Genomic DNA, 25,223 nt, shown 5'->3' with positions numbered 1-25,223 from the left:
CCCTGCTCAGTTCTGCGAACCCTTGAGCGGCTGCACGCCGGGCTTGTACGTCACGTTCGAGTTGGAGTCGCCGGCCGCGACCATAGGCCACACCATGGCGTCCTTCCATACGCGGAAGTCGATGAGCACCGGACGATCATTGATCTCGTTCGCCTTGGCGATGGCCTCGGTGGCCTGCTCCTTGGTGAACGCACGCATGCCCACGCAACCGTACGCCTCGGCCAGACGGACGAAGTCGGGCACGTCGACGATGTCGTCGGGGCCCACGCCCACGGTCTGGCCTTCACGGGCCTCGCCGTCGAGCAGGTTCGTCGCCGAATAGTGGTTCTTGTAGAACAGCGTCTGCCACTGGCGGACCATGCCGTACACCGAATTGTTGAGGATGGCGATCTTCACCGGCAGATGGTCGATGAACGCTGCCGCCAGCTCCTCGCTGGTCATCTGGAAGCTGCCGTCGCCCGCAATGAGCCACACGGGCTTGTCGAAGCCCACGCGCGCGCCCATGGCCGCGGGCAGGCCGAAGCCCATGGTGCCCAGACCACCGGAGGAGATCCACGAATTCGGGTTCTTGAAGTCGATGAACTGGCTCGCCCACATCTGATGCTGGCCGACGTCGGACACCCAGATGGTGTCGGGATCGGCCTGATCGCTCAGCTGCTGGACCACCCACTGCGGGGCGAGCGAACCATCGGTCGGCTCGTCGTAGAACATCGGGTACTTGTCGCGCAGCTCGTTGATGGTGGCCCACCACGGATCCAGATCGGGCTTGCCATTGATGGCCTGATCGCGCACGATCTCGGGGATGAGATCGGTGAGCACCGTGGCCACGTCTCCCACGATCGGCACGTCGACGGCACGGTTCTTGCCGATCTCCGCCGGATCAATGTCAATGTGGATCACGCGCGCGGCCGGAGCGAAGTCGGGCAGCGAACCGGTGACACGGTCGTCGAAACGGGCGCCGATCGCGACGAGCAGATCGCACTGCTGCACCGCGCCGGTGGCGGCCACCGTGCCATGCATGCCGAGCATGCCGAGCACGTTGTCGTCGGACTCCGGCACGATACCGCGGGCCGGAAGCGTGGTGACGATCGGCGCGCCGGTGATCTCGGCGAGCTTGCGCACCTGCTCGGTGGCCTTGGAACGCACCGCGCCGCCGCCCACGTACAGCACCGGGCGGTAGGACTGGCCGAACAGCTTGGCGGCATTCGCCAGCACGCGGCCATGGGCCTTGGTGGTGGGATTGTAGCCGGGCAGGATCATGCGCTGCGGCCACGTGTAGTACAGGGTCTCGGTCTGCGCGGTCTTGGTGAGATCCACGACCACCGGGCCGGGGCGGCCGGAGTTGGCCACGTAGTACGCTTCGGACAGCACGCGCGGAATGTCTTCGGCGCGAGTGACCAGATACGAATGCTTGACCACCGGGTAGGTGATGCCGACCATGTCGGCCTCCTGGAACGCGTCGGTGCCGATCGCACCCACGCCTACCTGACCGGTGATGACCACCAGCGGCACGGAATCCATGTTCGCGTCCGCAATGGCGGTGACGGTGTTAGTGGCGCCGGGGCCGGACGTGACGATGCACACGCCCACCTTGCCGGTGGAAACCGCGTAGCCTTCCGCGGCGTGGCCCACGGCCTGCTCATGACGCATGAGCACGAAACGGAACTTCGTGTCGTCGTTGATCGCGTCGTATACGGGCAGGATGGCGCCGCCGGGCAGACCGAAGACATCCTCGACGCCCAGATCCTCCAGTGCGCGGATCACCGCCTGCGCACCGGTCATTTTCTCCCCGTTGACGATGTGCTTGTCCGCCGTCAGCTTCTCGACAGGGCCTTTGGGTACTGCACTAAATGCCTGCAGAGGTGTGGGCAATGCCATGTCTTCCTCTCAATCCTTGCATGCCCGCAACCGGCATGCTTCGATTCGTATAACTGAAACAGAGTAAACGTCCCGCACCGGTCCGTATGGTGGGGTGCCCGAAGTGCGGACGGGTGGGAACGGTCACCGGGCGTTCGTGACGCGAGGTGTCGTTTGAGGCCAGTGTAGTGCGGCCGAGACCGTATCGCCAAAACGATGGGCGGGGCCGCGCGATTGGGTTTGTGTGGATTCGATCAGTGACGATGGTCGAGCTCGTGCCAGGCGATCTCCGCCGCGGCGAGCTGGGCCTTGCGCTTGGACGATCCAGTGGCCACGGCGATCTCGCTGCCGTCGGGAAGGATCACGTGGGCGGTGAACTCCGGACGGAATTCGGGGCCGCCGACCTCCATACGGTACTGCGGTTCGCCCAGACCCTTCTTGTGTGCCTTCACGGTGAGCGACGTCTTCCAGTCGAGCGCCGGGCCCTCCTGCGTCACCTCGGCGAGCGTCTCGTCGATCAGGCCGTGGACCACAGGGCGGGCTCCTTCGATGCCGTGCTCCACGAACACGGCGCCGATCAGCGATTCGACGGTGTCGCACAGGATCGAGTCCTTGTCGGCGCCGCCGGAATCGGCCTCGCCGCGGCCGAGCAGAATGTACTGGCCCAGATTGAGCTTGGTGCGGGCGATTGCGGAAAGCGACTCCTCCGACACCGCCTTGGCGCGCATCTTGGCCATCTGGCCTTCGGAGAAGTCGGGGTGCTTGGAGAACAGGGTCTCGGTGGTGACCAGTTCCAGCACGGCGTCGCCGAGGAACTCCAGACGTTCGTTGTTGGGCATGCCTTCATGCTCGTGTGCGAAGGAACGGTGGGTGAGTGCGTGGACCAGCAGCTCGGGGCTGATCTCGGCGCCCAGCGCCTTGAGCAGGCGGGCGGAGGCGTCGTTTTCGGGATTGTGATTCTCAGACATAATGCATCCCAGCTTAGTCGCGGGGTGGAATTGCCGAGGAAATGCAAAAGGACCCTGCCACCCGTCGATGGCAGGGTCCTTTATCGCTTGTTGCGTTAGACGCTACGAAGCCGGTTCAGCTCACTTGCTGAAAGCGGACTTGATGGCGTCGCGGTAGACGCGGCCGCGGAACTGGCCGCAGCTCGGGCAGGCCATGTGCGGCAGAGCGGGCTCGCCACAGTTCGGGCAGGCCACGGTCTGAGCGGCGGAAGTCTTCCAGTTGGCGCGGCGCGAATGCGTGTTGGCGCGCGACGTCTTGTACTTAGGCAGTGCCATTTCGGATCCTCTATTTCGATGTATAACTAGTTATTGAGCTTAAGCCTTCGGTATTCTAGCGCACTTCGTGGATTTTGTCATCTTGCGGGAATCACAGGGTGATGTGTGCCTGTTGGGTGAGCACCTCATCCGTCACGCTTCGCGTGCCACCTTCCCCTCGAGGGGAAGGTGAGACCAAGGGGCTACTGCTCGTTCTGCTCGAGTTGGGCCTTGAGGTCCTCGAGGGCGGACCAGCGCAGGTCGTGCGTCTCGTGGTGATGGTCGGGATCCTCGTTGAGATCCGCGCCGCACTGCGGGCACAGGCCGAGGCAATCCGGGCGGCACAGTGGCTGCACGGGTAGGGACTCCACCAGATTGTCGCGCAGCAGCGCCTCCAGATCCATCACCGTGTTGTTGCCGGCCAGCGGATAGGTGTCCTCCGACTCCTCCTCGCCGGCGATGATGTCCACCTCCTCGTCGTTGCGGCGGGAATCATGGTCGGGGGCGTACGGGAAGAACGCGGTCACCTGCAGCGTGCGGTCGCCGTCAAGCGACTTGAGGCAGCGGGAGCACTCGCCGGTGACCGGAGCGGTCACGGACGCGTTGAGAATCAGGCCGTCGATGATCGAATCGATGGAACCGCTGACGTGCACTGGCGCGCCCTCGGCGATACTGATCACCTCGTCGCCGATGCCACTGGGGGCAGGGAAGTCCTGATCGACCTCCTTGCTCTGGCCGGGACGGCTGGAGATCTGCGCCACCGGAATCGCCCACGGGGAAGTTTCGGGATGCTTGTCATTCGTCATGATGTCTCGTTTCGTTGGATTGTCGATTTCCGTTAGGCATGCGGATAGTCGTCGTCGGTGAGATGGTCGAGATCCTGAGCCGCCTCACGCTGACGTTCGGCCAGTACGTCAAGACCGCTCTGCACGCCGTGCGACGCCTTGGCCAGCTGTTCGCTCAGCTCGGTAAGCACCGCGGTGGAGTAGTTGTCCGCGCCGCGCACCAGCTTGTCGGCCTTGGCCTGGGCGGTGTTGAGGATGGTATGGGCCTTCTCGGTGGCCATCGCCGTCACGTTCTCCTGACTCGTGAGGAACTGCGCGCGTTCGTTCGCATCACGGATGATGCTGCTGGAACGACTCTGGGCGGCCGCCACGATGGCGCTGGCCTGTGACTGTGCGTTCTCCAGACGACGCTCGGACTCGCGCATCAGTGCCGACGCGCGTTCGAGCTGCACCGGCAGCTTGGCCTTGAGCTCGCGCAGCAGCGATACCAGTTCGTCGCGATCCACGCGCACCTGAGACGAGAAGAACGTGGTCTTGGACTCCTCGACCAGCGATTCGATCTGATCAAGCAGATCGTACACCGTGGTGAACTGGTCCTTGGTGCTGTTGAACTCTTCTTCGTCATCGTCGTCCATGAGCATGGACTGATAGTCCTTGGGCAGCGGAACCTCGTCGGCGGCGGGGGAGTCGGTGGTGCCGTCGGACGCAGCGGCGTCGGCATATGCGTTGTCCGAGTACGAGGCGTTCGCGTACGAGGCATCGGACGCCGATGACGTCTGGGACGCATAGGAATCCTGGGCGTAGCCCTGTTCGTAACCCTGACCATAGGTCGGCTGGGCGTACGACGTCTGCTGGTCGTACTGAGGATCATAGGACTGCGAATCGTACTGCTGCTGATCGTAGGAGGTCTGCTCGTACGGCGTGTATCCGGCGCTGGCGTAGCTTTCCGTATAACTGGGCAGCGGACTCGCCGCCATCTGCGTGGAGTCGTCGATCACGGTGGCGTCGGCGTCCGCTCCCAGATCGGCCGTGGGCTGTGATTGCGGCTGCGTGGTCTGCACAGGCTGTTCCGGCTGCTCAACCGGTGCCGCCGGCTCAACCGTCTGTGCCGCGGCGGTCTGGCGAACCGGCTGATGCGCCACCGACGCCCTTGACCAGATGGAGGGCTGGCCGGTGGGATGCCGACCCGTGGAACGCGTCGAGGTGTCCGACTCTACGCGATTGGCCACCTCGGATTCACCGGTGTCGTCGAAATCGTCATTGTCGCTCATGGTCATCTCTTTCCGTTGTTCAGCACCTCGATGAGCCGCGGAGCCACGCTGCGCGGCACCAGCTCCGACACGTCGCCGCCGTGGCGGGCCACGTCCTTCACAATAGAGCTGGAGATATGTTCCTTCAACGGGTTCGCCGGCAGGAACATCGTCTCCACACCGCCCAGCTGCTTGTTCACCAGCGCCATGCCCAGCTCGGCCTCGTAATCGCCGTTCTGACGCAGGCCCTTGACGATCACCTTGGCGCCAACCTTGGCGCAGTAGTCGGTGATCAGTCCGTCGGTGCTGCTCACCACGATATTCGGGTAGCCGTCCTCGCTCAGTGCGGCGCGGATCATGCTCACCCGTTCGTCTTCGGTGAACATCGGCCTCTTCGCGGCGTTCACGGCCACGACGACATGAACCTGATCGAACAGAAGCGCACATCGCTCGATCACATCGATGTGGCCGGAAGTGACCGGATCAAAGGATCCGGGGCATACAGCTATCGTCATGAATTCCAGACTACCGCGCACGGTGGAAACGCCATGACAACGCCATGGCAACGCCATGACGCGGTGGAAACGCTACGAAATCATGGAACACGCAACGTAATAAGATGAATGGCGACAACGACGATGTGAGAAAGGGACTGACATGATGCATGCGATGACCGAACCGAACGCGATGACCGAGTCGATCCTGCTCGACGACGCGGTTTCCCCTCTGTCCACCCCCGACACGGGCAGTGGCACCGCCGTACTGGAACGCCCTGAAACCAAGACCGAAAACCAGCGCACCGACGACGGCGACGCCGATCGATTCGCACACTACGTATCAAAGGAGCGCATGGCCGAGTCGAGGCTCACCGGACGCCCGGTGGTGGCGCTGTGCGGCAAGGTGTGGGTTCCCAAGCACAACCCCTCCGACTACCCGGTGTGCCCCGACTGCAAGCGCATCTACGACGAGATGAAGTAGGGGCGGACTGATTCGATCGGGCTGTCGGACTGATGTTGAGGGCGGTCGGCCTGCGGCCGGCTGTGTTTTGCGACTGTGCCGCGTCACCTCATCAGTCAGCCTGTCGGCTGACAGCTTCCCCTCAAGGGGAAGCCGGGTACGACAAATCATGCTTCCCGGTCATGGGTTCCCTTCCCCTTGAGGGGAAGGTGGAGGCGCAGCCGACGGATGAGGTGACGCGGCGCAGCCGCATGAACAGCATCGTCTGCAGGACGATACTGCATATCGGAGGTTCCCCTTCCTTGGAAGGGGAACCAAAAGCCGGAGCTTAGAGGGTGATGATTTCGGTGGGGATGGCCTGCTCGCCGTTCATCAGGGACAGGGCGGTCACCGGCAGCTCGTCGAGCGCCTTGCGGTGGTAGTCACGGGCTGCGAGCAGCGCCTCCTTGCTGGCCAGGGACTCGTCGATGTCGCCATGATCCACGGCCGTGATCAGCAGATCGCGCGTATCGCCGTACTCGGCGGGCGCCTGCCAGTCGGCCAGACGATCCTGCGGGCCGCACACCACCAGCTCGCCCTGCGCCAGACCATAGCGGTACGAACGCAGCGCGCGCTTGCGCCAGCCGTCGGTCTTCTTGCCGAACGACTTCTTCGCCACCGGATGCATCTGTCCGTCGGCACCCTCACGCTCCACCAGCTTGTACACCATCGCGCACGTCGGATGGCCCGAACCGGTCACCAGCATCGTGCCCACGCCGTACGAATCCACGGGCGCGGTGGCCAGTGCGGCCAGCGCGTACTCGTCAAGATCGTTCGTCACCGTGATCTTCGTGTTCGTGGCGCCCAACGAATCCAGCTGCTTGCGCGCCTGCTGGGCGAGCGACGCCAGATCGCCCGAATCGATGCGGATGCCGCCCAGCTCGGGGCCGGCCACCTCCACGGCGGTGGTGATCGCCTGCTCGATGTTGTACGTGTCGGTCAGCAGCGTGGTGCCCGGTCCCAGCGCGTTGACCTGGGAGACGAAGGCACTGCGCTCGTCGTCGTGCAGCAGCGTGAACGCGTGCGCGGCGGTGCCGATGCACACCAGATCGTACTTCTTGGCAGCGGCCAGATTCGCGGTACCGGCGAAACCGCCCACGATCGCGGCGCGCGCGGCGGCAACCGCGGCGCTCTCGTTCGTGCGGCGTCCGCCCATGTCCATGCACGGACGGTCTCCGGCCGCCGACGTCATACGCGACGCGGCCGAGGCGATCGCCGAATCATAGTTCAGCACCGACAGCACCAGCGTCTCCAGCAGCGTGCACTCGGCGAACGTGCCCTCGATCTGCAGGATCGGCGAGTTCGCGAAGAACGCCTCGCCCTCGCGGTAGGCGCGGATCGTACCCGAGAAACGGAAGTTCTCCAGCCACTTGGCCGTCTTCTCGCTCACCACATGACGGTCGCGCAGGAACTTCAGATCGGACTCGCTCGGACGGAAGTCCTTCAGCATGTCGATGATGCGGCCCAGGCCGGCGGCGATGCCGTAGCGGCGGCCCGTCGGCAGATGACGGGTGAACACCTCGAACACGCAACGGCGATCCGCGGTGCCGTCGAGCATGGCTGCGTCGAGCATCGTGTACTCATACATGTCGGTCATCATCGCGGCCGAATAATCAGTGTTCGTCATGACTACCTCTTCGTTCGTAACATCATCGGGTGCGTCAGAAACGCACGATACATCAGGATGAATCAGGACGCGAACAGCACCTTCTGCGGCAGCGCCCTGTCAATGACTATCAGTATTAGTCCCAATGCCAAAAACACGCCACCGTATTCCACTATATTGATGCCCAGCCGGGCCCAGCCCAACACCGGCAGATTCAGGAAATCGTACGGGTACGGCGTGCCGTCGGCCAGCGGACCGGAATGCGGCCAGATCGCCGCACGAATCAGCACACCCACCACGTACACGGGCAGATACGCCATCCACCACAACGCATACGGCCACTTGAACCGCCGATGCGGATCGAACAGCAGCCAATCCAACAGCGCGCCCACCGGCACCACGCGATGCGCCCACGTGACCGTCAGCAGGCCGAACACGCGCGGCGTAATCGCAGGATCCGCCGCCGGTAGCACGAACAGGGCCACCAGGCCGGCGATCACGCTATACAGCGTCAGGCAGCCCTTGAGCCACGCCGGCGGCTGAATGCCCTTGAGCAGCGTGGCCGCGCCCGTCCACAGCATTACCACGCCAAGCAGCAGCGTGGTCTGAAACGTGAAATACACCAGCGAGGAATAGTGACGCAGATGCCACACCTCATAGGTGCCGGCGAAGCAACAGGCCGCCATGGCGAAGCGATACAACGCAGCCAGAAATCTCATACCACCAAGTGTAGGGGCGGACGCGGGATGGGCCGACGATGGGCGGGCACTGGGCCGGCGCAGGGCCGGGCAATGTCGGCGAAGACCGATACGGTCTTTCATGCACGAAATGTTCGTGCACGGAGGCTACGGAGGCTACCAATGGTTCAGATCAAAGACATGCTTGACGCCACCCAGACGATCCGTCCCGACGGACGCGCGGTGGACGAACTGCGCCCGGTGAAGATCACCCGGCACTGGACCGACGTTCCGGAAGGCTCCGTGCTCATCGAATGTGGTAACACGCGCGTGATGTGCACCGCCACGTTCACGCAGGGCGTACCCCGCTGGCGCAAGGACTCAGGCCTCGGCTGGGTCACCGCCGAATACTCCATGCTTCCCCGCGCCACCACCGAACGCACCGACCGTGAGTCCGTGCGAGGCAAGATCGGCGGCCGCACCCACGAGATCAGTCGACTCATCGGCCGCTGCCTGCGTGGCGTGGTCGACATGAAGGCCCTCGGCGAGAACCAGATCCAGATCGACTGCGACGTGCTGCAGGCCGACGGCGGCACCCGCACCGCATCCATCACCGGCGCCTACGTGGCGCTCGCCGACGCCGTGGCATGGGCCAAGGAGCACAAGATGATCCGCGCGAACCGCACCGTGCTGCGCGATCAGGTGTCCGCCGTGTCCGTGGGCGTGATCGACGGCAAGCCGATGCTCGACCTGCCGTACGTGGAGGACAGCAACGCCATGACCGACATGAACGTGGCCATGACCGGCGCTGGCGCGTTCATCGAGATTCAGGGCACCGCCGAGCATCGCCCCTTCACCCGCAAGGAGCTGGGCGAGCTGCTCGACTTGGCCGAGAAGGGCAACAAGGAGCTTCAGGCGGCGCAGCGAGCGGCCCTGCAGCAGGACTGAACGGCTGGCATGGCCGGTCCGGCGGCAACCGATGATGGTGCCGCCGGACCGGTGTGACGGTCGCCGCCGCCCGTCCTGCATAATGATTTGCATAGTTTTGTCGTGTCTGGTTTGTCGTATTGGGCAGGCGCGGTATGGGCTCATAAAGCCCGGTATTTCAGTGGATTCAATGAGGAGGAGTCGCTATGAGCGATACGATCAGAATGGTGGTCGCCACCCATAATGAAGGCAAGCTGGCCGAAATCAAGCGCATTCTCGTGGAGGATCTGGGCGAGGACGCCGAACGGATCGAACTGGTGACCGCCGGCTCGCTGAACCTGCCCGATCCGGTGGAGGACGGCGTTTCGTTCGAGCAGAACGCTCTGCTCAAGGCCCGCGACGTGGTACGCCGGACCGGTCTGCCCGCCGTAGCCGACGATTCCGGACTGATCGTGGACGTGCTGGGCGCCGCGCCGGGCATCCTGTCCGCGCGCTGGGCCGGCGTGCACGGCGACGATGCGGCCAACAACCGACTGCTGCTCGCCCAGATCGAGGACATTCCCGACGCCAACCGCACCGCACGATTCCGTTGCGCCGCCGCGCTCGTTGTGCCGGAAACCGACGACGGTCGTACCGAACCGCCGTACGACATCCATAACGAAAACGTGGAGCTCGGCGACATGCAGGGCGTGATCATCCGCGAGCCGCGCGGCGAGCACGGCTTCGGCTACGATCCGATCTTCGTGCCCGACGACCAGCCGGCACGCGCCGCAGAAGCCGGACATCCGCTCACCTCGGCCGAACTGGCGCCGGAGGAGAAGAACGCGATCTCGCACCGGTCCAAGGCCATCCGCCGTCTGGTGCCCAGCATCCGCCGCCTCGTGCTGCACAACTACGTGCAGTGAGTTACGTGCAGTGAGTGCGTTCCCATCGCTTTTCCGTCTTCCTCCGATGAGGAAGGCGTTACGCAAAGCGCGACGAAGGGAGAGCCCTGCGGGAAGACGGAGGAACTCTCGCAGTAGATCCTCGCAGTAGATAAACAAAGCCCTCGGAACCATTGCAACGACAACGGTTCCGAGGGCTTTCCGGTGCGCGAGATGGGACTTGAACCCACACGTCAAAGACACAGGAACCTAAATCCTGCGCGTCTACCAATTCCGCCACTCGCGCGTTTCATCATGTGATTGCCAACCATACGCCAGTCATGCGTGTGCTGCGATCATACGAATCACGGTAAACAAAAACCCTAGGCGAAGTGCCTAGGGTTTCCCGTGGAGCCACTTGACAGAATCGAACTGTCGACCTGCTCATTACGAGTGAGCCGCTCTACCGACTGAGCTAAAGTGGCACATGGCACATTGCTGCGCACACAAGTAAAGGATACTACCGGACGATTCGGAAAAATCCAAATCGATGATGGGTGGGACGTGGTTTGCGCGTGTCGCGGAGATTGCGTGGTATGGAGACCCCCTGATCCGGAACGACTCCTGTGTTCTCCCTCCCGGGGAGGGAGATGTCGTGACGAACGTCGCGACAGAGGGAGGGGTCGAAGGCAAGAAGGTTGCTGTTCCCTCCCTCAGTCATGCGGTCGCATGACAGCTCCCTCCCTCGGAGGGAGCACTCACTGCGACATGCTGTCCATCTTGCGCAACGAGGAAACGCGCGAAGATCAGGGCCGTTGTACCGGGCGGCCGGGGATAATGGGTGCATGGATAACGCATGTATGGGCGCTGCGAATATGGACGATTCCGCGAGCGGGAACGAGACCAAGGGCACGGTCGGTGCCGTGGGTACGGTGTTGGACTTCTACCCGTTGATTCCCGCCGGGGGCGTGGGCTCACGGCTCTGGCCGATCAGCCGCGGCGGACGGCCCAAATTCCTCTACGACTTTCTGGGTTCCGGATGCACCATGATCCAGGCAACCTTCGATCGATTGGCCGCGCTCGCTGGCGCCGAACGCGTGTCCGTGATCTCCGGCGTGGCGCACGAGGCGGCGATCCGCGCCCAGCTGCCGGAGCTCGACGCACGCAATCTGTTCACCGAACCGGTCGGACGTGACTCCACGGCGGCCATCGCGCTGTCTGTGGCGATACTGGCGAAACGATACGGCAACGACATCGTCGTCGGATCATTCGCCGCCGATCACGTGATTCGCGACGACGAGGCGTTTGCGTCGTGCGTGAAACAGGCCGTGGCTGCGGCCCGCGCCGGATACGTGGTCACGATCGGCATCGCCGCCACGCGGCCATCCACCGCGTTTGGATACATTCGTCACGGCGAGCCGCTGGGATCAAGCATCCCCGGCGCTCCGGACGCGCGCCGGGTGCGGGCGTTCGTGGAAAAGCCGGACGCCGCCACCGCGCAGGCGTATCTGATGACTGGCGAATACCGTTGGAACGCCGGCATGTTCGTGATGCGAGCCGACGTGCTGCTCGAAGCGCTGAGGCGACTCAAGCCGGACATCCACCGCGCGGTCACCGTGCTCGCCGACGTGTGGGATGCGGATGACGGCGGTGAAGTCCGTGCCGAGATGATGGAACGGCTGTGGCCGGGCGTGGAGAAGATCGCCTTCGACTATGCGCTCGCCGAGCCGCTGGCTGCCGAGGGTGGGGTGGCCGTGGTGCCCGGTGGATTCGGATGGGACGATATCGGTGACTTCAATTCGGTGGCGGCGTTGATTCCGAGCGTGGACGCGCGCAACAACAAGATCGTCGGCGACGCCGGACGTGTGGTGTGCTTGGACTCGGCGGGGAACGTGGTGGTGCCGTCGAGCGACCGCATGGTGACGCTGCTGGGCGCGGACGATCTGGTCGTCGTCGATACGCTGGATGCGCTGCTGGTCGCGCCGCGCGCACGCAGCCAGGAGGTTAAGCGCATGGTGGCAGAACTCACGGCGCGCGGCCATACCGAAATTCTGTAGGGGAGTAGGGGATTTGGGAGTCGGAATGTGACGTCGCGGGTTTGGTAGTCGGAACGTGACTTGGTAGTCGGAACGTGACGTTTCGATGATTTGGGAGTCGAAACGCGACATTGTGAGCGTAAACACCACGCGAAAACGTCACGTTTCGACTACCAAACCATGCAATGTCGCGATCGGACTATCGAAATGTCGCGATCAGACTACCGGAATGTTGCGTTTCGACTACCAAACCGTGGCTGTCGGACTTTGACTGGGCTGACCGGAATGGGAAATCTGACTTGGGGTGTGTCATGGCGACGGAGAAATCTGCCCCGATGTGTGCGAATGTTCGGTATTGAACGGGTTCGATGGTGAACGGCGGGTAAAGCGGCGATAGGCTTTATTTATTGCACGTTCTAATGCACAAATGACAACATTTCTGTTCGTTTTTTACTGTCCGTGAAGGCCGGTATTGTGAAACGCGGAACAGGCGCTCGATCCACCGAGTCGCCTCAAGTGATGAAAGGACCTCACATGGCCATTAATCCTCCCATTGACGCCACCCAGACCCCTGCCTGGGCCGCGCTGCAGAAGCACTACGACGAGCTGCAGGCCGAAGGCATCGACCTCAAGAAGTGGTTCGCCGAGGACGCCGACCGCGTGGAGAAGCTCAGCTTCGAAGCCGGCGACCTGCACTTCGACCTCTCCAAGAACCTCATCAAGCCCGAAACCCTCAAGCTGTTCGCCGACCTCGCCAAGGACGTGAAGCTCGACGAGCGCATCAAGCAGCAGTACACCGGCGTGCACATCAACAACACCGAGGACCGCGCCGTGCTGCACACCGCCCTGCGTCGTCCGGTCGAGGACGAGGGCAAGTACATCGTCGACGGCCAGGACGTGGTCAAGGACGTGCGTGAGACCCTCGAGCGCATCTACGCGTTCGCCGAGAAGGTCCGCTCCGGCGAATGGCGCGGCGTGACCGGCAAGAAGATCGACACCGTGGTCAACATCGGCATCGGCGGCTCCGACCTGGGTCCCGTCATGGCGTACGAAGCCCTCAAGCCCTACGCCGACGCCGGCATCTCCGCTCGCTACATCTCCAACATCGACCCCAACGATCTGGCCGAGAAGACCAAGGGCCTCGACCCGGAGACCACCCTGTTCATCATCGTCTCCAAGACCTTCACCACCCTGGAGACCCTGACCAACGCCCGTGAGGCCCGCACCTGGCTGCTCGAGGAGCTCAAGGCCTCCGGCGCCATCGACGGTTCCGACGAGAAGAACGCCGAAGCCATCAAGAAGCACTTCGTGGCCGTCTCCACCAACCTGGAGAAGGTCGAGGAGTTCGGCATCGACCCGGAGAACGCCTTCGGCTTCTGGAACTGGGTCGGCGGCCGCTACTCCGTGGACTCCGCCGTCGGCACCTCGCTCGCCGTGGTCTACGGCCCGGCCCAGTTCGAGGAGTTCCTGCACGGCTTCCACGAGATCGACGAGTACTTCGCCAACACCCCGTTCGAGAAGAACGTGGTGGCCCTGCTCGGCCTGCTCAACGTGTGGTACCGCAACTTCTTCAAGGTGGCCTCCCACGCCGTGCTGCCGTACGACCAGTACCTGCACCGCTTCCCGGCCTACCTGCAGCAGCTGACCATGGAATCCAACGGCAAGTCCGTTCGCTGGGATGGCACCCCCGTGACCACCGAGACCGGCGAGATCTTCTGGGGCGAGCCCGGCACCAACGGCCAGCACGCCTTCTACCAGCTGATCCATCAGGGCACCCAGCTCATCCCGGCCGACTTCATCGCCTTCGCCAACACCCCGAACCCGGTGAAGGACGGCGACCAGGACGTGCACGAGCTGTTCCTCGGCAACTACCTGGCCCAGACCAAGGCCCTCGCCTTCGGCAAGACCGCCGACGAGGTGCGCGCCGAGGGCACGCCGGAGGCCATCGTGCCGGCCCGCGTGTTCAAGGGCAACCGTCCGACCACGTCCATCCTCGGCGTGGCCCTGACCCCGTTCTCGCTCGGCGAGCTCATCGCCCTGTACGAGCACATCACCCTCGTCGAGGGCACCGTGTGGGGTCTGGACTCCTACGACCAGTGGGGCGTGGAGCTCGGCAAGCAGCTCGCCAAGCAGATCACCCCGGCCATCTCCAAGGATGACGACGCTCTGGCCGCCCAGGACGCCTCCACCCAGAGCCTGATCAAGTTCTACCGCGAGCACCGCGAGTTCTGATTTCTGAGTGAAGTCAGGCCTCCGACACTTCAGCCACCAGCTTGAGGCTGACGCCTTCCCCTCGAGGAAAGGCGGAGATGCCGGTATGGACTCGTATAGATGAATAGAGCGGTCTCCCGTTTCGGAGGGAGACCGCTTTTGTTGTTTTATGGGTGAATTCGGTTGTCGTCTTGGTTTTATGCGGGTTCGGGGTTTGATTCGCTGTGCAGTAGGATGACGGAAAGAAACAACGTAGTTAAGGCCGACGTGGGCGAATGAAACACATGCCGGAGAAGGAAACGCGATGAAGGATTCCGGGGGATGGGTGCCGCCGTGGGGCGAGAATGCATCCAATAAGGGGGCGAAGGTCGTTGCCGTCGATGATGATGCAGTTCGGGACAATGCCGATAATCGACGAAAACGATCATTTGGCTCCCGCTTCATCTCGCTGCTCGTGCTGCTGGCGATGATCGCGGCGGGCGTGGGCGGATTCGCATGGCATCGCAGCCGACTGCCTGGCGGATCCGCGCTCAACTGCTCCAACCAGACCAGTGCCAAGGACGCCAAGGACTACTGCTACGGTGGATTCGTGCCGCTCGAACCCCGCGGTCCCAAGCTTTCCACAGCGAAGGCCGGCCCGTACTTCAGCAAGGCGGTGGCCGACGTCTATCCTGCCGACGACACCCTGCGTCTGGCCGCCGCGGGCGGAGACATCAAGGCCGTGCATGCCGCCGCCGCAACCGCCAAGACCGCCGCCGACCATGCCGCCGAAGCGCTCGCCGCCCGCACCTGGCCCAAATCCCTGAACAAGCCCATCCGACGGGTGATCCTCGAATACCAGGAACGATCGGCGATCTACGCCAATCTGACCACGAACACCAATCCCGAGGCCATCGACTGGATGACCTACAGCGAATTCAAGCCATCCGGCGCGCAATCCATCGTCCGCACCGCGCTGGAACTCGACTCCGAGCCAGACCCCGCCATGCCGATCGAAGTCACTGGACTCTCCGATGCCGGCTCATGCACCGGATTCGCGATCATCGGTGACGACGGTCAGGATATCCCTCGCCGATGCGTAACCGTGCACGCCGTCAGTCGCATACCGTCCGATGTGGCGTCCATCGGCGTGACCTTCAACCTGCTTGACGCCGACGGCGTCATTCGCTCCACCGAGGTCAAGACGCTGTATAGCTCCTATGACGACGACGGCAACCCGGTGCGCATTCACAACAATGACGACGTGACCATGACTTTGGAGATCAATCCCGACCTGCCTCAGACCGGATGGAGACTCGCGCTCGTCGGATGGTCCGTGCACGTGAACGACACTGCCGACTTATCCAAAGACTCCGAAATCCATCAGGATGACTACACCGCGCGCCAGATCGCGGCCGCAACGGTGGTCAACGACTTCCGGTTCGAATAGCGAATAGGGGGATTCCCATGGGACCGTTTCGCAACCATGACGCCGATTATGTGCCGATTGATGCAGTGAAGGAGACCGGCGAATCAGCAGAACCGCGAAAGGCATCCGGGCGCGAGACTGCCGCCGGCGCGACGAGAAGAGCCTCCGTTCGCCCTCGCAGCTCCCGTACCGCCGCGATCGTTCTGATCCTGATCCTCATACTGGCGATTGCTGGCACCGTCACCGTCGGTACGACCACCCTGATCGCAGGCGACAACGAGCCTCCTGCCGGTTATCTGCCCGTCGGCGAGTACTCGCTGGTCAACGCTGAGTCCGGCAAGCTCGTCACCGAGGCACATGTCCGAGACTATCCAAGCCAATTCACCAGCGTGGGGGAAGACGGCAACAGTTGTCGCATCGACAAAAAGGACTGCGATTTCACACTCGCCACCCAACGCGGCATCAAACCGGGCGACGGCTGGAATGCGTTCGTGAAGCAATACGGCAGTATGACGGCCGACGAGATCATCGTCTCCGACAACGACGGCGGGTACGTCAAGTCATACATGTCGGACGAGGATCGTGCCGCCGAACGTGATCTGCGCGAGCACTACAACATCACCGTGGCCAAATTCGACCGCGAATACATCCAAACCGGCAAAATCGACCTCGCCCAACGTGCCGTCACCGTGACGTTCCAAGCCAAATACAAGCTCGGCCGCACCTACTACACCGCGGCAGAACAGTGGGAGGCGGAATACGGCGGAGGCCTGCTCAACGTTGGGCCGCTTCGCCGATACGACGGACTGATGGACTTCGATCCGCAGACCTACATCATGGAATTCGACTTCGGCAACAACGCCATACGCCCGTATCTCAACGACGGCGACCTGATATCGATCTCGGTATGGCTGAGCAAATGAAGGAGGGGCGTATGAGCAGGAACACGAAGAACTATTCCGGTGAGAACGGCGGCAGGCACGGTCGCGACTCCCACGGTCGCGGCACGAACGGCCGTAACACGCGCGATCGCGAGGCGGTGGAAATGCTCGAGGCCGAACTGGTCGAACAGGCGGCACACAAACGTCTCCGACGACGCGTCATCGGCTCGCTGCTCGCTATCGTCATGGCCGGCGCAGCCGGATGGTTCGTCGGCGGCATGAGCATACTGTCAACGGTCAGCGGCGAGGTCTGCCCCGACGACGCCGAATACGATCTGGAGGGAGCCACCCCGTCGAAAACGACCAACGATCTGGACTTCTCCGGGCCGGAACTCACCGAAGCGGAAGCCGGCGACTACTATCTCAACGCCGTGGCCGCATCATGGCAGACCGTGGACGACGCCATGACCACATCCATCGGCGACGACCTCAACGCCACAAGATCCGCCGCCGCACAGGCCGCCACAGCCCTCGACCAGACCGTGAAACTCCTCACCGCGCGCACCTGGCCCGACAGCGTGAGCAACGCGGTGTACGACATCGCCAACGACTATGCCGACCAGGCCGCCGAAGCACGCTATGCCGCGAACGCCACCAGCCTGCGCTACACGGATACCATGACGGGCGTGGACGCCTACAACATCTCCGAAGCCGACTCCTACCTGCGCGGCAAACTCAACCTGCCCGCCGCACAGCCGCACAGCACACCGTTCGACATCCTCGACATCACCGACCGAGGCGTCTTCCATTCCGATGAAGCCGGTGGAGACGACTCCGTGAACGACGGTAAACGCATGGTCGACGTGACCGTGCGCAGTCGCGTCCCCGGCAACGCCACCAGCGTGATGTTGCACTTCGATCTTTTGGACGAATCCGGCAAGACCGTGGAACGCGTCTGGGCACAGGCCGACCGGATCGTGCTCGCCAAAGGACAGTCCGTGGTGCTGCGCATGCCCATCGACGCGGACAAGGTGAAGACCGGCATGGGTCTGCGATTCACCGGCTGGTCGGTGAGCAGCGGTTCCAGCGATGCCACCGGCGTGAGCCATAATGCGAACGTTGATGATCAGTATGCGAAAACGCTGTCGGTCGTTACGGATTTCCGACTGCGATAACGGTGTGCCGATGATCTGCTGACGGTCCGAACAGCGCGTGATTCCGCTGATTTCGCACATGAATCGCATGAACTCAACACGTGAACAACCGTTCGATTTTCGGGCGTGGCAAAATTGCGTCGGTCGGTGACTCGTCGTATAGTAAGGGCAGTCCGGAACCGTTCTCAATTCGGACTTTTCGATGACGAGATAGCGCTCGGATGAGATAGTTCTCATCAGAACGGCGCTCTCATCGCGTCAGAACACCCTTATGATCGCGGGCCTTGGGTCTTTGGGATTCATGGTTGGATCATATACGGTCAGACGAAAGGCAATACACGTGGCAGAAAGCCAGAATCTTGCAAGTATGAAGCTGCCCGAGCTCAAGGAGCTCGCCAAGCAGATGGGTTTGCGTGGTACCTCCACCATGCGTAAGGGCGAGCTGGTCAGCACCATCGAAGCCGCCCGCAACGGCGGCGAAGCGCCCGCCGGCGTGACCGTGCGCGTGCCGAAGACGACCAAGCGTACCGTCAAGAAGGCCGACAAGACGGAGGAATCCGCTGTTTCCGAGTCTGCCGCTCCCGTTGCCGAGCCGGCCGATTCCAACGTTTCCGAGGCTCCCGCCGCCTCCGCTCCCGTGGCCGACGTGGCTCCGGTCGAGCACACGTCCGCGTCCGCGCAGCCGGCGATCATCGAGCTGCCCGAGCCCAAGAAGACCATCGATCCGATCGAGCACGCCGATCACGTGGAGAAGTCCGCGGCCAAGCTCGCAGCCATCGAACTTCCCGAGCCCAAGGCCGGCAAGCGTGCACCGCGTCGTCGTGCCACGCTGTCTTCCGCTCCGGTGATTGACAACGAGCGCGCCGACCGTTCGGATCGTGCCGATCGAGATCGCGACCACGAGAACGTCGGCAAGCTTGACCTTGATCTTGATCTGCCGCGCGTGCGCCGTCGCAAGGACAGTGGCGCCGCCGCCGACGAGCCCGCCCGTCAGGGTCGTGTGCGCGATCTGGGCGACATCCTCGCCGCGCTGCCCGACCGTTCCGATCGTCCCGAACCGCGCAAGGGCGGCAAGAACCGTCGCGACGATCACGCCGACCGTCGTGTGCGTGACGATCGCGGCCATGGCGCCGATCGCGCCGACCGCTACGATCAGGACGACGATCGCGACTACCGCCGCAACCGCGCCGACCGTGACGCCCGTCGTGGCGCCCGCGACGATCGTAACGACCGTCGCAACGGTGCCGATCGCAACGATCGCCGCAACCGTCGTGACGATGCCGTGCGTGCCGATCGCACCGAACGCGCGGAACGCAACGACTACCAGCAGCAGGACGATCTGGTGCCCGTCGCCGGCATCGTCGACGTGCTCGAATCTTACGCATTCGTGCGCACCTCCGGCTACCTGCCCGGTCCGAACGACGTGTACGTGTCGATGGGCCAGGTGAAGAAGTACGGTCTGCGCAAGGGCGACGCCGTGCAGGGCACCACCCGTCCGCCGCGCGACGGCCGCAACCAGCGTCAGAAGTTCGTGCCGCTGCAGTCGATCGAAACGATCAACGGCATGAGCGTGGAGGAGGCGCAGTCCCGTCCGCACTTCAGCAAGCTCACGCCTCTCTACCCGCAGGAACGTCTGCGTATGGAGACCCAGCCGACCAAGCTCACCGGTCGACTGATCGACATCGTGGCGCCGATCGGCAAGGGCCAGCGTGGTCTGATCGTCTCCCCGCCGAAGGCCGGCAAGACCATCACGCTGCAGCAGATCGCCAATTCGATCACCACGAACAACCCCGAAGTGCACCTCATGGTCGTGCTCGTGGACGAACGCCCCGAGGAAGTCACCGACATGGAGCGCACCGTGCAGGGCGAGGTCATCTCCTCCACGTTCGACCGTCCGGCGAGCGACCACACGATCGTGGCCGAGCTGGCCATCGAGCGCGCCAAGCGTCTGGTGGAGCTCGGCAAGGACGTGGTCGTGCTGCTCGACTCCATGACCCGTCTGGCCCGTGCGTACAACATCGCCCAGCCGGCGTCCGGCCGCATCCTGTCCGGTGGTGTGGATGCGCAGGCACTGTACCCGCCGAAGAAGTTCTTCGGTGCGGCCCGCAACATCGAGAACGGCGGCTCGCTCACCATCATCTCGTCCGCGCTGGTGGAGACCGGTTCCAAGATGGACGAGGTGATCTTCGAGGAGTTCAAGGGCACCGGCAACATGGAGCTGCGCCTGAGCCGCGAGCTGTCCGAGAAGCGACTGTTCCCGGCCATCGACATCAACGCGTCCGGCACCCGCCGCGAGGAGCTCATCACTCCGCCCGCCGAGCTGGCCGTCATCTACCGTCTGCGTCGCCTCTTCGGCGGCATGGAGCCGGAGCAGGCGTACCAGACCCTGGTGCCGCGTCTGAAGAAGACCGCCACGAACCGCGAGTTCCTGGCCGCGATCAACTCCACGATCCCGCAGGCCCAGGCCAAGTAGCCGGTTCGGAACGGGTTCGATCGTTTAGGCGCCGTACGGTTACGATTCATTGCATATTTGCAACGGAACGTATCCGTACGGCGCTTTTACGTGTCGCCGCATCATTGGTCGGTCATTCGATGCTTGTTTGACGCACATGTGCGACAGATGGGACTCGAAGAAACGCGTTCGGTGTTTGTTTTACGCATGGATGTGTCAGACAAACACCGAGTGGACGTGCCCGGTGCTTGTCTGACACACGCGTGCGTCGAATGGGGCTTGAAGAGGCATGTTCGGTGCTTGTTTGACGCATGCATGTGGCCTATCGGCCTTATATGATTCCCGGGAGAGCGCAGCCGTACGATATGCGGACCGATCTTGCATAGTGGTCATGCGCGTGGCACACCGGCCGCAGGGGAGCGGTTCGGGATAATCTGGTAGGCATGAGTGCAGATATCAGTGGTTGGCGAAAGCCTGTACGAACCATCACCGAAGACAATGATCAGACCGGATCCGTCGACGCGAACAATGTGGTGATCGACGCCGCGGAAACGGCCGAACCCCAGCCGGAGTCGACGAGCGGCATCGAACGTTCGTCCACGATCGACGCACAGGCCGCCAAGGAGCACCCCGAAGTCGCCGATGCCGTGGCGAAGATCAAAGGGCTGCGCCAGACGATCGACAACATCGACGGCGCGGTGATCCATCTGCTCGCCGAACGATTCAAGGCCACCTCGCAGGTGGGTGTGCTCAAGGCCGGAGCCGGATTCGCGCCCGCCGACTACAAACGTGAGGACTATCAGATCGAACGTTTGCAGCGCATCGCCAAGGATGCCGGACTCGATCCGAACATCGCCGAAATGTACCGCGAATTCGTGGTGACCGAGGCGAAGAAGCGTCACAAGCGCATCGCCGACGCCGGCGGCGACCCGGGCGTGCTCGACGTATTCGCCTGAGATCGTTTGCAATAAGCATGGCCGCTCACACGCACGTTTGGTGATCATTCTTATAACGCCGTCGATTTCACGTATCCTGACTCTATAATTACATGTTTGGCGCCCCCTATTTTCGGGGGGAGGTAATGCGTTTGCGGGGTTAGACGATTGACTGCGAAGAATGATATGGGAACAGGGCGCATGCCGGCGCGGAGCGCAAAACGACATCATCCCGGTCGGTGGATTGCGGCGATACTGCTGGTATTTCTGGCGCTCGTCGCCGCGGCCGGCGTCAGCGGCGCGAAGCTGTATTCGGACGCCAGAAAGGTGCAGTCGCACGAACAGCAGGCATTGTCGACGCTGTCCGCGGTGGTGAATCTTACCAATTCGTCTGATTCCAACGACTCCGGTACCACATCCGACGATCTGCAGCAACGTCTTGACGCGGCGAAACAGGAGACCACCGCGGCGAACGATATCACCCACGGTACGCTGTGGAACATCGCATCGCATATTCCGGTGATCGGCGATGACATCACCACAGTGCAGGGCATGACGTCGGTGACGAATGAATTGATCGGCGGTCCGCTTCCCAAATTCGTCGACGTACTGACCTCGTTGCAGAACGGTCAGTTGAACACTGACGACGGTGGATTCAATCTGCAGCCGATCCTTGACAAGAGAACGGATATCGCCGACGCCGACAAGGCATTGCAGGAGCAGGTGCGCGTGTACCGGAATCTGCCGGGCGGGCATATCGGCATCGTAAACGATGCCTACGAAGCCGGCGGTAAACAACTGACATCGTTGGCCGATACGGTCGATCGCGTATCCAATGCCTTCCAGATGCTGCCGGACTTCCTCGGTTCCGATCAGCCACGCACGTATGCATTGATGGCGATGACCACATCCGAGGCGCGCTCGTCCGGCGGCCTGGTTGGCTCGGTCGGCGTGGTCACCACGGACAACGGCAAGGTGGGCATCGGCGACTTCCACTCCGACGCGGATTATCTCGCCTACGGTGCGAGCACACCGACCGATGACGAACGGCGAATCTTCCAGGAATGGGGTCCGTTACAGATGTCGTTCGACATTCGTGATCTGGCGGTCTATCCAGACGCGTCGCGCAGCGCCGAGGGCATGCGCGAGATCTGGCAGCGTGCATCATGGGGAGCCGACGCGAATCTGGACGGCGTGATCATGGCCGATCCGGTGTTCCTGCAGGAGCTGATCGGTATCACCGGCAACGTCACGCTGTCCGATGGCACCGTGCTCACCGGTGACAACACCGCGGAATTTCTGCTCAACACGGTGTATACGAAGTATCCGCAGGAACAGCAGGACACGTTCTTCGCGCAGGTGGCCGAACAGGCTGTGGGCAGCATGTTCTCCAACATGACCACCGGCAAGCTGGTGAAGGTGTCGCAGATCATGGGCGACATGGCGCAGAGTCGTCATTTTTCGCTGTATGCGTTTGACGAGAATACGGAGAAGACGATCGCCGATGCCGGTTTCACTGCATCCACGCCGAACAGCGAGGAGCATCCGCAGGTGGGCGTGTACGTGACGCAGCAGAACTCGTCGAAGATGGACTGGTACGTCCATCGCACATCCAAGGTGACGCTGACGTCGAAGAACGGTGACGGATCGAGCACTTACCACGTGATGTACACGCTGACCAACACGTTGGATTCCAATGCCGCCACGTCGCTGCCCGACTACATCGTCGGTATCAGCCAGGCCGGGCAGCCCAAGACGTACGGCATCGAGAAGATGCTGTTCTACGCGCCGGCCGGCGGCAGCATGGCCGAGCCGACGGTGTCATCGGATTCCACAGGCACCGTGACGGACAGTAGGCAGGAGACGCTGAACGGTACGAAGGTTTACGCCAATGTGGCGAGTGTTGCACCCGGGCAGACCGTGACGTACGAGTTCGACGTGACCACGTCCGTCAAGGCCGTCTCCGACCTGACCGTGGACCAGACTCCGCTCGGCTGGGTGGAGAAGGCAGAGTAAGGGTCGGCCATGCGTGATCCCCGGCCGGGGATTGGCCGATCGGGGGGCTGCTCGTACTACTTCTTCGGTATCCAGAACAGCAGGTAGCACCAGACGATGGCGGTCACCGTGCTTGCAATGGAAAACGGCAGCGTATTGGGCGCAAACAGTACCAGTATGGTGTCCACGATGACGCACACCCACGGAATGGTCTTCCAAACCGTAGGATAGGAGTCGCCGCGCTTGGTTTTCACCCCGATCTGCACTCCGGTGATGGGTATCGAGATGAGCAATCCGCCGAGCACCATGATCAGATCCATCATGTGAACCGGGCCTGCCATGATGTCCTTAAACTCCGGGTGCGTGATCCCATACAGCAGTACTGCCAGCACGATGATTACGCCGCAGACCGGAATTCCCCATCGAATAATCCACTTCATTGTCGTATTCCTTTTTCGCAGGGCGTTGATGGTCTGCAGAATGTAGTGAAGTACAAACCGCAGACCATCAACGCATTCACTGGGAAATGACCCAGTAGGTGTACAGTCCGGTGTCCACATTGGGCGACATGGTGATCACTATGCCACGGTTGCCGGAAGCGGCCTTACGGAATTGGTAGGCCGAAACCGCATATACGATTGAGGCGGCCTGTGCAGCCAGGCTGTACTTTTTCAGAATCTTGCTCAGAATACTTGCAGCCGTTGAAAGGTTATCGTAGACGTCGGCGACCTGGCGAGCCTCGGAAGAGCTCAGGTAGACCTCTACCAGACCCCACCAGTAACGGACGACCTTGGACTGTCCTCCGTCACGGGCTGTCTTTACGGACATGGTGACGACAAAGGCGTCATCGCTGACGGCGCCATCGGCAACCATGTCGTTCATGCCGGTCAGGTTGTCTTCGACTGTAGAGATGGAATCAGAGCTGTAGCCAGCCTGTCGGGCCGCGGTTTCGTCGAGTGAAACGGTGCCATCGGCATTGCGGGAGAGATAGGCGTCCATTCCTTGCATTGCAGTGGGGATGGAGGCGTTCGACTCCAGCGTTGGCGGTTGACGGTACAAGGAAGAACACCACTGACATCGCGACAGCAATAAACGCTGCAATCAGGGTGGTGCCTGCTCGAGTGGTTTGTAACCTTTCCATATGATCACCTCATTGTGAATCGTCGGTATGGGCAGCTTGTGCTGCTTACCTTTAAAGTAACGCCTGATCGAATCGTGGGCTCATCAAATTGGGAATATTGTGGACATATGTTGCAATATTCGTGATATTGCGATTCTTGAGAAAAAACGTGTAACAATCATTATTGTTATTTATTGATAAGGTGAAATATGAGAGTTTTTCTTGCATGCTTATGCTGCGTTTCTCTAAGTACGTCGGTTGGGGTCGCTGATTCCATTAAAACTTGCGATTTTCGACAAGGAGTTTGTGGTATTGGGGAAGTGCGTTCTTCGTGCCCTCCATGGCCATATTGTCTAGTGTCGTTCACGTGTTCCTACGGCCAGTGTAAGAAATCAAATTGAGGTATATCCCTTAATAAGGGATTTTAGTGTAAAATAGCCAATTATTATCTTCTTGATTTGTGTGCAGTGTTCCGCCTATGTTCTCAATTTGTTGCCTGAAATGATGGATGCCATACCCCGAATGAGGAAAAATGAAATTTGTTTGTTGAGATGCGCTGGTATTGCTTTCATGAATAATGATGTGTTCGTCGGTGATGATCATAAATATCGTATATGGAAGATTTGGGTCAGCATGCCGAAGAATATTGGCAAATAACTCTTTAATAAGTAAAGCAGTAATTGCCATGGATTTTTTGGAAGGCGCATGTCCAAACGTTCCTTGATATGCGACATCGCCGCGGAATCCAAGATTGATTAGCGAAGTTTGTTCTTCGTGTAGTAACCTGCTCACGTTATTTTCGGTTAAA

General features: G+C 61.7%; 22 protein-coding genes and 2 tRNA genes. 11 read left to right on the top strand and 13 right to left on the bottom strand.

Translation table 11 applies throughout. From position 1 onward, the window contains the following. Positions 1–6 precede the first annotated feature (6 nt). The 6 genes from Tam10B_RS05300 to coaD form a co-directional block, all read right to left on the bottom strand. A complete protein-coding gene (locus tag Tam10B_RS05300; RefSeq protein ID WP_093960223.1) occupies positions 7–1,878 on the bottom strand; it encodes an acetolactate synthase large subunit in 1,872 nt (623 codons plus the stop codon). A gap of 233 nt (positions 1,879–2,111) precedes the next feature. Continuing rightward, positions 2,112–2,825, bottom strand: coding sequence for a ribonuclease III (gene rnc / locus Tam10B_RS05295; RefSeq protein ID WP_093960222.1), 714 nt, complete (start codon positions 2,823–2,825; stop codon positions 2,112–2,114). 120 nt (positions 2,826–2,945) lie between these two features. Further along, positions 2,946–3,140 (bottom strand): 50S ribosomal protein L32, encoded by a 195-nt coding sequence (gene rpmF / locus Tam10B_RS05290; protein WP_093960221.1) that lies wholly within the window; start codon positions 3,138–3,140, stop codon positions 2,946–2,948. 182 nt (positions 3,141–3,322) lie between these two features. After that, positions 3,323–3,925 (bottom strand): YceD family protein, encoded by a 603-nt coding sequence (locus Tam10B_RS05285; protein ID WP_093960220.1) that lies wholly within the window; start codon positions 3,923–3,925, stop codon positions 3,323–3,325. Between the two features lie 32 nt (positions 3,926–3,957). After that, positions 3,958–5,175, bottom strand: coding sequence for a hypothetical protein (locus Tam10B_RS13225; protein WP_158214134.1), 1,218 nt, complete (start codon positions 5,173–5,175; stop codon positions 3,958–3,960). Positions 5,176–5,177: 2 nt separating this feature from the next. Then, on the bottom strand, positions 5,178–5,669 hold the full coding sequence (coaD, locus tag Tam10B_RS05275; RefSeq protein ID WP_093960218.1) for a pantetheine-phosphate adenylyltransferase: 492 nt from the start codon (positions 5,667–5,669) through the stop codon (positions 5,178–5,180). 172 nt (positions 5,670–5,841) lie between these two features. Between coaD and Tam10B_RS05270 the strand changes: the two genes are divergently transcribed. Continuing rightward, positions 5,842–6,132 (top strand): DUF3039 domain-containing protein, encoded by a 291-nt coding sequence (locus Tam10B_RS05270; protein ID WP_198947536.1) that lies wholly within the window; start codon positions 5,842–5,844, stop codon positions 6,130–6,132. Positions 6,133–6,439: 307 nt separating this feature from the next. Here the strand turns inward: Tam10B_RS05270 and Tam10B_RS05265 are convergent, their stop codons facing one another. Both Tam10B_RS05265 and Tam10B_RS05260 read right to left on the bottom strand, forming a co-directional pair. Further along, the gene (locus Tam10B_RS05265) at positions 6,440–7,777 is read right to left on the bottom strand and encodes a nicotinate phosphoribosyltransferase (protein ID WP_093960216.1); all 1,338 of its coding nucleotides are present in this window, start codon (positions 7,775–7,777) and stop codon (positions 6,440–6,442) included. 62 nt (positions 7,778–7,839) lie between these two features. Beyond that, positions 7,840–8,475, bottom strand: a complete 636-nt coding sequence (locus tag Tam10B_RS05260) for a Pr6Pr family membrane protein (protein WP_093960215.1) — start codon at positions 8,473–8,475, stop codon at positions 7,840–7,842. Positions 8,476–8,616: 141 nt separating this feature from the next. Here Tam10B_RS05260 and rph point away from each other — a divergent pair, with 141 nt between their 5' ends. Beyond that, positions 8,617–9,381, top strand: a complete 765-nt coding sequence (gene rph, locus Tam10B_RS05255) for a ribonuclease PH (RefSeq protein WP_093960214.1) — start codon at positions 8,617–8,619, stop codon at positions 9,379–9,381. Positions 9,382–9,578: 197 nt separating this feature from the next. Then, entirely contained in the window at positions 9,579–10,265 is a 687-nt protein-coding gene (locus tag Tam10B_RS05250) for a non-canonical purine NTP pyrophosphatase (protein ID WP_093960239.1), read from the top strand. A 184-nt stretch (positions 10,266–10,449) separates the two neighbouring features. Here the strand turns inward: Tam10B_RS05250 and Tam10B_RS05245 are convergent. Beyond that, a tRNA-Leu gene (locus tag Tam10B_RS05245) sits at positions 10,450–10,530 on the bottom strand. A 102-nt stretch (positions 10,531–10,632) separates the two neighbouring features. Next, positions 10,633–10,708: transfer RNA gene (locus Tam10B_RS05240), tRNA-Thr, on the bottom strand. 375 nt (positions 10,709–11,083) lie between these two features. On the opposite strand from Tam10B_RS05240, the gene Tam10B_RS05230 reads away from it, so the two are divergent. The 8 genes from Tam10B_RS05230 to Tam10B_RS05195 all read left to right on the top strand — a co-directional run bounded on the left by Tam10B_RS05230 (position 11,084) and on the right by Tam10B_RS05195 (position 23,316). Next, on the top strand, positions 11,084–12,280 hold the full coding sequence (locus Tam10B_RS05230) for a mannose-1-phosphate guanylyltransferase (protein ID WP_233133605.1): 1,197 nt from the start codon (positions 11,084–11,086) through the stop codon (positions 12,278–12,280). A gap of 513 nt (positions 12,281–12,793) precedes the next feature. Beyond that, on the top strand, positions 12,794–14,491 hold the full coding sequence (gene pgi / locus Tam10B_RS05225) for a glucose-6-phosphate isomerase (RefSeq protein WP_093960212.1): 1,698 nt from the start codon (positions 12,794–12,796) through the stop codon (positions 14,489–14,491). A gap of 283 nt (positions 14,492–14,774) precedes the next feature. Beyond that, positions 14,775–15,899, top strand: coding sequence for a hypothetical protein (locus tag Tam10B_RS05220; protein ID WP_093960211.1), 1,125 nt, complete (start codon positions 14,775–14,777; stop codon positions 15,897–15,899). 17 nt (positions 15,900–15,916) lie between these two features. Beyond that, a complete protein-coding gene (locus Tam10B_RS05215; protein WP_093960210.1) occupies positions 15,917–16,801 on the top strand; it encodes a hypothetical protein in 885 nt (294 codons plus the stop codon). Positions 16,802–16,812: 11 nt separating this feature from the next. Then, positions 16,813–17,934: a hypothetical protein gene (locus Tam10B_RS05210; protein WP_093960209.1), complete on the top strand. Its 1,122-nt coding sequence runs from the start codon at positions 16,813–16,815 to the stop codon at positions 17,932–17,934. A 319-nt stretch (positions 17,935–18,253) separates the two neighbouring features. After that, a complete protein-coding gene (rho, locus tag Tam10B_RS05205; RefSeq protein ID WP_093960208.1) occupies positions 18,254–20,386 on the top strand; it encodes a transcription termination factor Rho in 2,133 nt (710 codons plus the stop codon). A 563-nt stretch (positions 20,387–20,949) separates the two neighbouring features. Beyond that, positions 20,950–21,321, top strand: a complete 372-nt coding sequence (locus Tam10B_RS05200; RefSeq protein WP_233133606.1) for a chorismate mutase — start codon at positions 20,950–20,952, stop codon at positions 21,319–21,321. A gap of 180 nt (positions 21,322–21,501) precedes the next feature. Then, positions 21,502–23,316: a DUF4012 domain-containing protein gene (locus Tam10B_RS05195; protein ID WP_093960206.1), complete on the top strand. Its 1,815-nt coding sequence runs from the start codon at positions 21,502–21,504 to the stop codon at positions 23,314–23,316. A 56-nt stretch (positions 23,317–23,372) separates the two neighbouring features. Here Tam10B_RS05195 and Tam10B_RS05190 read toward each other — a convergent pair whose 3' ends face one another. From Tam10B_RS05190 to Tam10B_RS12895, 3 genes are all read right to left on the bottom strand, one after another. Then, positions 23,373–23,735: a hypothetical protein gene (locus Tam10B_RS05190; protein WP_093960205.1), complete on the bottom strand. Its 363-nt coding sequence runs from the start codon at positions 23,733–23,735 to the stop codon at positions 23,373–23,375. A 76-nt stretch (positions 23,736–23,811) separates the two neighbouring features. Continuing rightward, positions 23,812–24,294, bottom strand: a complete 483-nt coding sequence (locus tag Tam10B_RS05185; RefSeq protein ID WP_143248543.1) for a hypothetical protein — start codon at positions 24,292–24,294, stop codon at positions 23,812–23,814. 532 nt (positions 24,295–24,826) lie between these two features. After that, positions 24,827–25,223: hypothetical protein (locus tag Tam10B_RS12895; protein WP_233133604.1), on the bottom strand; the 397-nt coding region annotated here is incomplete at its 5' end.

Origin of the sequence: Bifidobacterium vansinderenii (genome assembly GCF_002234915.1) — a bacterium.
GTDB lineage: Bacteria > Actinomycetota > Actinomycetes > Actinomycetales > Bifidobacteriaceae > Galliscardovia > Galliscardovia vansinderenii.
The sequence above is the reverse complement of the archived record's forward strand: the minus strand, read 5'-3'. Positions and strand labels throughout refer to the sequence as shown.